The following is a 6,565-nucleotide window of genomic DNA, read 5'->3' as shown; positions in this document are numbered from 1 at the left end:
GGCGACTCCCGCGCTCAGCGCGACAGTCGCCGCGAACACTCCGGTCGCCGACAGCAATCGGGCGATCACCCCTTGAACCACCGTCCGGCCTCCCCGCCCCGTGGATGACATGCGTGCGCCGGCCGGAACGGCGCGCCCGGAAGGGGCCCGTCGCCGGCACGGCCCAGTCCTCACAGCCTGCCCGCAGATCGTCTCGGCCGCATCCCGGAACGGGACGAATTGGAGCTATCTGGGATCGACTGCATCGGTGGACCTTGGCCGCTGATCAGCGGGCGAATAGTACCCAGCGAGGGCAAGCCGAGGGGGTTCCGGTCACCCGTGCTGCTGACGTTCATACCCCTTTGACGGGCTGAACTGGCCAGGACGTTGCCTGGTGAGGTACGCGCGCGCCGTCATCGGAGCGCGCGCGTACCGAAATGGTCACGAAACCTCAGGCCAGGCGGGACCGGGCCGCCGCCAGCCGGGCCAGGGTCCGCTCGCGGCCCAGCACCTCCAGCGATTCGAACAGCGGCAGGCCGATCGTGCGGCCGGTCGTCGCGACGCGTACCGGTGCCTGGGTCTTGCCCAGCTTGAGCCCGCGCTCCTCGCCGACCCGCTCGAGGGCGGCCTTCAGCGGCTCGGCCGACCACGTCTCCAGCGCGCCGAACGCCGCGACGGCGGCGTCCAGGATGTCGCCCGCACCCTCCTTCATCGCCTTGTTCCACGACTGCTCGTCGCGGACCGGCTCGGCCAGGAAGAGGAAGTCGACGTAGTCGACGATCTCGCTGAGCACGGCGATGCGGGTCTGGGCCAGCGGGGCCACCGCGGCGAACACGTTGGAGTCGAAGGCCGACGGCTCCCACGGCGGCGCCGGGATCGTGTCGGTGCCGCCCAGCCAGGGCGCGCACACCGCGGCGAACTCCTCGGCGTCCAGGGCCCGGATGTAGTCGCCGTTGAACGCCCGCAGCTTCTTCACGTCGAAGAACGCGGGGGAGTGGCTGACGTCCTCGAGCCGGAACTCCTCCTCGACGACCGACCACGGCACGATCTCGCGGTCGCCGGAGGGCGCCCAGCCGAGCAGCATCAGGTAGTTGCGCATGGCGGCGGCGAGATAGCCCTCGTCGCGGTACGACTCCAGGGCCACCTTGTCCCGCCGCTTGGAGAGCTTCTGCCGCTTCTCGTTGACGATGACCGGCACGTGCCCCCACACCGGGGGCTTGACCCCGAGCGCCTCCCAGAGCAGCTGCTGCTTCGGGGTGTTGGGCAGGTGCTCCTCGGCCCGGATGACGTGGGTGATCCCCATGGTCATGTCGTCCACGACGTTGGCCAGCAGGAAGACGGCCGAGCCGTCGCTGCGGGCGATGACGAAGTCCTCGAGGAGTTTGTTCTCGAAGGTGGGCTCGCCGCGGACCAGGTCGACGACCACGGTCTCGCCCTCGTCGGGCGTGCGGAAGCGCAGTGCCCGTCCCTCGCCGGGGCCCAGCGCCCGGTCGCGGCAGAAGCCGTCGTAGCCGATGTGGGTGTTGCCGGTGCGGGCGATCACGTCGTCGCGGGTGCAGTCGCAGTAGTAGGCGCGACCCTCGCCGTAGAGGCGGGTCGCGGCGGCGGTGTGCTCGGCGGCGTACGTCGACTGGTAGTAGGGGCCCTCGTAGGAGCCGCGCTCGATGCCGATCCAGTCGAGCGCCGAGAGGATGCCCTCCGTCCACTCGGGACGGTTGCGGGCGGCGTCGGTGTCCTCGATGCGCAGGACGAAGACGCCACCGTGCTGCTGGGCGAAGATCCAGTTCTGCAGCGCCGAGCGGGCACCGCCGACGTGGAACATTCCGGTCGGAGAAGGGGCGAAGCGTACGCGTACTGTCACCCGACCAGCCTACGGCGCTTGTCGAGTCCCTTGTCGGCGACCTTTTATCACGTCTTATATTGACGACTATTAGTTAACCTTCTTAAACTTCAGCCGCCCGATGTCATCCCCGACGGCGCCCCCACGCCGGACAGAGAGGTCCCTGATGAAGAGAAGACTGGCTGCCGCAGCCGCTGCGGTCGCCGTGGTGGCCGCCAGCGCGATCGCCATGCAAGGCACGTCCGAGGCCGCCGTACTGCCCAACAACTTCAAGAGTGTCGGCTACATGCCGTCCTGGGCCGGCAGCGTCAACAGCATCCAGTACAGCAAGCTCACCCACATCAACTACGCCTTCGTGCTGCCGAACTCCAACGGCACCCTGCAGGGGGTCCCGGACCCGGCCAAGCTGCAGTCGCTGGTCTCGCTCGGACACCAGAACAACGTCAAGGTCGGGCTCGCCCTCGGCGGCTGGAACGACGGCAACGACTCGGCCTTCGAGGCGCTCGCCGGCAACTCCGGCGCCCGCACCACCTTCGTCAACGCCGTCATGGGCCTGGTCGGCCAGTACAACCTGGACGGCATCGACATCGACTGGGAATACCCCGACCCGGGCACCTCGGGCAACAACTACACGGCCCTGATGCAGCAGCTCAGCACCGCCCTGCACGGCCAGGGCAAGCTGCTCACCGCGGCGGTCGTCTCCGAGGGTGGCACGGCCAACGGCGTGCAACCGGCGGTGTTCGGCATGGTCGACTGGCTCAACATCATGGCGTACGACGGCGGCAGCCCGCACGCCAACTACGACTGGTCGATCGCCAGCGTCAACTTCTGGAAGGGCCGCGGCCTGCCCGCGAGCAAGGCGGTGCTGGGCATCCCGTTCTACAGCCGTCCCGGCTACAAGACGTACGCGCAGATCGTCGCCACCAACCCGGCCTTCGCCAACCAGGACTGCGCCACGATCAGCGGCGTGCAGGAGTGCTACAACGGCCTGCCGACGATCCGCCGCAAGACCCAGTGGGCCATGGCCAACGCCGGCGGCATCATGAACTGGGAGCTCTCCCAGGACGCGACGGGCGCCAACTCGCTGGTCAGCGCCATCTACTCGACGGCGACCGGCGGTGGCACGCCGACCACCCCGCCGCCCTCGGGGCGCACCGGCCGGATCACCGGCATCGGTGGCAAGTGCGTCGACATCGCCGCGGCGTCGTCGGCCAACGGCACCGCCGTGCAGCTCTACGACTGCAACGGCAGCGCCGCGCAGAACTGGACCGTCGCGACCGACGGCACCCTGCGCGGGCTGGGCAAGTGCCTGGACGTGGCGGCGGCCGGCACCGCGAACGGCTCGCTGGTGCAGATCTACGACTGCAACGGCACCGGTGCCCAGCAGTGGCAGGCGCAGAGCAACGGCACCCTGCGCAACCCGGTCAGCAACAAGTGCCTGGACGCGTCGAACAACAGCTCGGCCAACGGCACCCGGCTGCAGATCTGGGAGTGCTTCGCCGGTACGAACCAGCGCTGGACCCTGCCCGCGTGACAGCTGATCCGCGCGGTCCCGCTGACTCAGGGGACCGCGCGGATCCGTACCACCAGGACCGCGCCGAGCAGGGTGACCGCCGCGGTCAGCGCGTACAGCGTGGAGTAGCCGCCCAGGTGGGTGACCAGCGGCGCCGCGATGGCCGGCCCGAGCACCTGCGGCGCGGCCGTCGCGATGTTGATCACCCCGAGGTCCTTGGCCCGGTCCACCGCGGCCGGCAGCACCTGGGTGATCAGCGCGGTGTCGACCGCCAGATAGACGCCGTAGCCCGCGCCCAGCAGCACCGAGGCGACCAGGGCCACCGGCCAGGTCGGCCAGATCGCCAGCAGCAGGGCCGCGACCGCGATGACCACACCGGACCACACCACGAAGATCTTGCGGCGCCCGGACCGGTCGGAGAGCCGGCCGCCGAGCACCGCCGTCGCGACCATGCCCGCCGTGTAGAGCAGGATCATGATCAGCAGCCCGGTGTCCGGGTCGGCCAGCCGGAGCCGGTCGGTGAGGAAATACAGCAGGTAGAGCGTGCCCAGAGCGTTGCCGAGCTGGACCAGGAACCGGGTGCCCCAGGCCCAGCCGAAGTCGGGATACTCCCGCAGGACCCGCCACAGCCCGGTCCGCGACCGCGGCCGGGTGGGCCCGGCGGGCAGCGGATCGTCCGGGGTGAGCAGCACGAACGGCACGGCCAGCAGCAGCAGGACCAGGGCCATCATGAGGTAACCCGCGGCGACGCCGGTGACCACCGCGGTGACCAGCACCGCGCCGAGCACCAGGCCGAGCGCCTGCGGCATGCCGATCCAGCCGGAGACCATGCCCCGCTGACGTACCGGGACCCGGTCCGGGACCGCCGCGGTCAGCGTGGCCAGCATGATGTTGAGCCCGAGCTGGGCGCCGGCCCAGCCCAGCGCCACACCCGCGAGGTGCCGCTGACCGGCCAGGGCCAGCAGCGACAGGGCGGCGATCAGGGCGCCGGCCAGCGTCCAGACGTGCCGGCGGCCGTACGACCGGCCGCCGAGGCGCAGCCGGGTCCGGTCGGAGTACAGGCCGGCCAGCGGGTTGATGACGATCGCGACCAGCGCGCCGAGGGCGGTGACCCAGCCCAGCGCGGCTTCCTTGCCCTCGATGCCCAGCTCGCTGATCTGTTCCGGGAGCAGCACCTGCACCGGCGTGAAGAACGCCATCCACAGACCCAGGTTCGCGGCGGACAGCAGGGCGACCCACGAGCGGTGGACCGGCCGTACGGGCTCGGCCAGCGCGGCGGGCGCGTCCTGCATGACGCTCATCGGACCCCCGGAGCGGGCTTCAGCGGATGACGGACCCCTCGGGCAGGGCCCGCCGGGTCGCGGCGGACAGTGGGGCGAACGGCGTGACGACCTGGTGGCCGCCGGCGAGCTCCCACACCCCCTCGATGCGGCCGTTCACCACCAGCGTGGGGGAGATCCAGCCCTGCGGCCGGGAAACCGCCGACTTCGGCCCGCTGCTCACCGTTTCGAGCCGGCGCAGGCTGCCCACCACGTACGGGTCGAAGGCCGGCAGCAGCAGCACCGTGTCCCCGCCACCGGCGTCCGGCGCGTCGGCCGGCAGGAAACCCTCTTCCCTGACGGGCCGCAGCCGGTCGGCCAGCCGGGCGAAGGACTTCTTGGCCAGCGGTGGCTTGAGGTCGAACCAGCGGGCGAACTCGGCGGCGTCGGCCGCAGGCCGCCGACCCGCCGGGCCGCCGCGACCACGTCGGGGGCTTTGGTGCTGCCGAGGTGGTGCCGCTCGATCCGGCGCCGCAGGATCTCGTCGAGTTTCACGCGCTGCAGCGTCGCATGTTGAGGTGGCGCGGCGGGACCGGCTGAGGCAGGCTCAGCTGTTCGATCGCCACAACACGGGAGGCCGGCAGGCATGGGAAAGATCATCGCGGTGGAGTACGTGACCCTGGACGGCGTCTTCGAGGAGCCGGCCTGGAGCGGGCCCTACTTCAACGACGAGCTCGGCGCCTGGCAGAGCAGCAACCTCATGGAGGCCGACGCGCTGCTGCTGGGCCGGCGGACGTACGAGGGCTTCAAGGCCGCCTGGCCGCAGATGGAGGAGGCGACCGGCGACTTCGGCAAGAAGATGAACGGCATGCCCAAGTACGTCGCCACCACCACGCTCACCGAGCCCGAGTGGAACGCAGAGTTCCTCCAGGGCGACGTGGTCGAAGCGGTCACCAAGCTCAAGACCGGCTCCGGCTCGCTGCTGATCAACGGCAGCGCCTCGCTGGTCAACCTGCTGACCCGGCACAACCTCATCGACGAGTACCGGATCATGGTCTACCCGGTGGTGGTCGGCGAGGGCCGCAAGCTGTGGGACGAGGGCACCAAGGTCGCACTGAAGCTGAGCAGCACGTTCACCACCACGACCGGCGTCGAGGTGCTCACCTACCTGCCGGCCTGACCGCTGCCCGCGCTCAGACGGTGAACCGTCCCACCAGTCCGGTCAGCCGCCGGGCGGTCGCGTTCAGCTCGTCGGCCGCCTGGTGGGACACCGCCACCGCCGACCGGGTGCTGTCCACCGCGCCGCTGACCGCGGTGATGCCCACCGCGATGTCCTGGCTGCCGGTGGCCACCTCGCTGATGTTGCGGGCCATCTCCGCGGTCGTCGCGGCCTGCTCCTCCACCGCCGCGGCGATCGCCGTCTGGTAGTCGTTGACCTGGGCGATGGTGGCCGTGATGGCGTTGATCGCCTCGACCGCGCGGGCGGTGTCCCCCTCGATCGCGGCGACCCGGGCCGTCACGTCGTCGGTCGCCCGGGCGGTCTCCTGGGCCAGTTCCTTGACCTCGCCGGCCACCACCGCGAAGCCCTTGCCGAGGTCGCCGGCCCGGGCCGCCTCGATGGTGGCGTTCAGCGCGAGCAGGTTGGTCTGCTCGGCGATGCTGGCGATCAGCCGGACCACGTCGGCGATCTTGGTGGTGGAGACCCGCAGCTCGTCGATCACGCCGCTGGCCGTCTCGGTCAGCCCGACGCCGTCGCGGCCGGCCCGCGCCGCGTCCTGGGCGTTGCTGGAGATCTCGCCGATCGAGGCGCCCATCTCCTCCGCGCCGGCCGCGACCGTCTGCACGACGTGGCTGATGCCCTCGGCGGCCACGCTGGCCGCGCCGGCCTGGCCGTGGCGGTGGAGGCGGGCTGCCTGTTCAGCATCGACACCGACGCGCACGCGCCCGGCCAGCTCGACTGGCAACGGTACGGCT

At 70.8% G+C, this 6,565-nt stretch carries 5 protein-coding genes and 1 pseudogene; 2 read left to right on the top strand and 4 right to left on the bottom strand.

The genetic code is table 11. The features are described 5' to 3' along the window. Positions 1 to 430: 430 nt before the first annotated feature. On the bottom strand, positions 431 to 1,840 hold the full coding sequence (gene gltX / locus AB0C29_RS27460) for a glutamate--tRNA ligase (protein WP_360825760.1): 1,410 nt from the start codon (positions 1,838 to 1,840) through the stop codon (positions 431 to 433). Between the two features lie 145 nt (positions 1,841 to 1,985). Between gltX and AB0C29_RS27455 the strand changes: the two genes are divergently transcribed. Continuing rightward, on the top strand, positions 1,986 to 3,353 hold the full coding sequence (locus AB0C29_RS27455) for a glycosyl hydrolase family 18 protein (RefSeq protein ID WP_360825757.1): 1,368 nt from the start codon (positions 1,986 to 1,988) through the stop codon (positions 3,351 to 3,353). Positions 3,354 to 3,379: 26 nt separating this feature from the next. On the opposite strand, the gene AB0C29_RS27450 is transcribed toward AB0C29_RS27455, so the two are convergent. Together AB0C29_RS27450 and AB0C29_RS27445 are read right to left on the bottom strand one after the other, a co-directional pair. Then, positions 3,380 to 4,633, bottom strand: coding sequence for an MFS transporter (locus AB0C29_RS27450; protein ID WP_360825754.1), 1,254 nt, complete (start codon positions 4,631 to 4,633; stop codon positions 3,380 to 3,382). A 19-nt stretch (positions 4,634 to 4,652) separates the two neighbouring features. Beyond that, positions 4,653 to 5,030: pseudogene (locus tag AB0C29_RS27445) on the bottom strand (crosslink repair DNA glycosylase YcaQ family protein); the annotation flags it as partial. Positions 5,031 to 5,237: 207 nt separating this feature from the next. On the opposite strand from AB0C29_RS27445, the gene AB0C29_RS27440 reads away from it, so the two are divergent. Continuing rightward, entirely contained in the window at positions 5,238 to 5,771 is a 534-nt protein-coding gene (locus AB0C29_RS27440) for a dihydrofolate reductase family protein (RefSeq protein ID WP_360825751.1), read from the top strand. A gap of 13 nt (positions 5,772 to 5,784) precedes the next feature. Here AB0C29_RS27440 and AB0C29_RS27435 read toward each other — a convergent pair whose 3' ends face one another. Further along, the gene (locus tag AB0C29_RS27435) at positions 5,785 to 6,405 is read right to left on the bottom strand and encodes a methyl-accepting chemotaxis protein (protein ID WP_360825763.1); all 621 of its coding nucleotides are present in this window, start codon (positions 6,403 to 6,405) and stop codon (positions 5,785 to 5,787) included. Positions 6,406 to 6,565 lie beyond the last annotated feature (160 nt).

The sequence above is a fragment of the Actinoplanes sp. NPDC048791 genome (assembly GCF_040650095.1).
Taxonomy (GTDB): Bacteria; Actinomycetota; Actinomycetes; order Mycobacteriales; family Micromonosporaceae; genus Actinoplanes.
The sequence above is the reverse complement of the archived record's forward strand: the minus strand, read 5'-3'. Positions and strand labels throughout refer to the sequence as shown.

Bases quoted from the DNA above. Each gene is read 5' to 3' on its own strand.
- AB0C29_RS27455 (WP_360825757.1), top strand. From the start codon at position 1,986: ATGAAGAGAAGACTGGCTGCCGCAGCCGCTGCGGTCGCCGTGGTGGCC.
- AB0C29_RS27450 (WP_360825754.1), bottom strand. From the start codon at position 4,633: ATGAGCGTCATGCAGGACGCGCCCGCCGCGCTGGCCGAGCCCGTACGG.
- AB0C29_RS27440 (WP_360825751.1), top strand. From the start codon at position 5,238: ATGGGAAAGATCATCGCGGTGGAGTACGTGACCCTGGACGGCGTCTTC.
- AB0C29_RS27435 (WP_360825763.1), bottom strand. From the start codon at position 6,405: ATGGGCGCCTCGATCGGCGAGATCTCCAGCAACGCCCAGGACGCGGCG.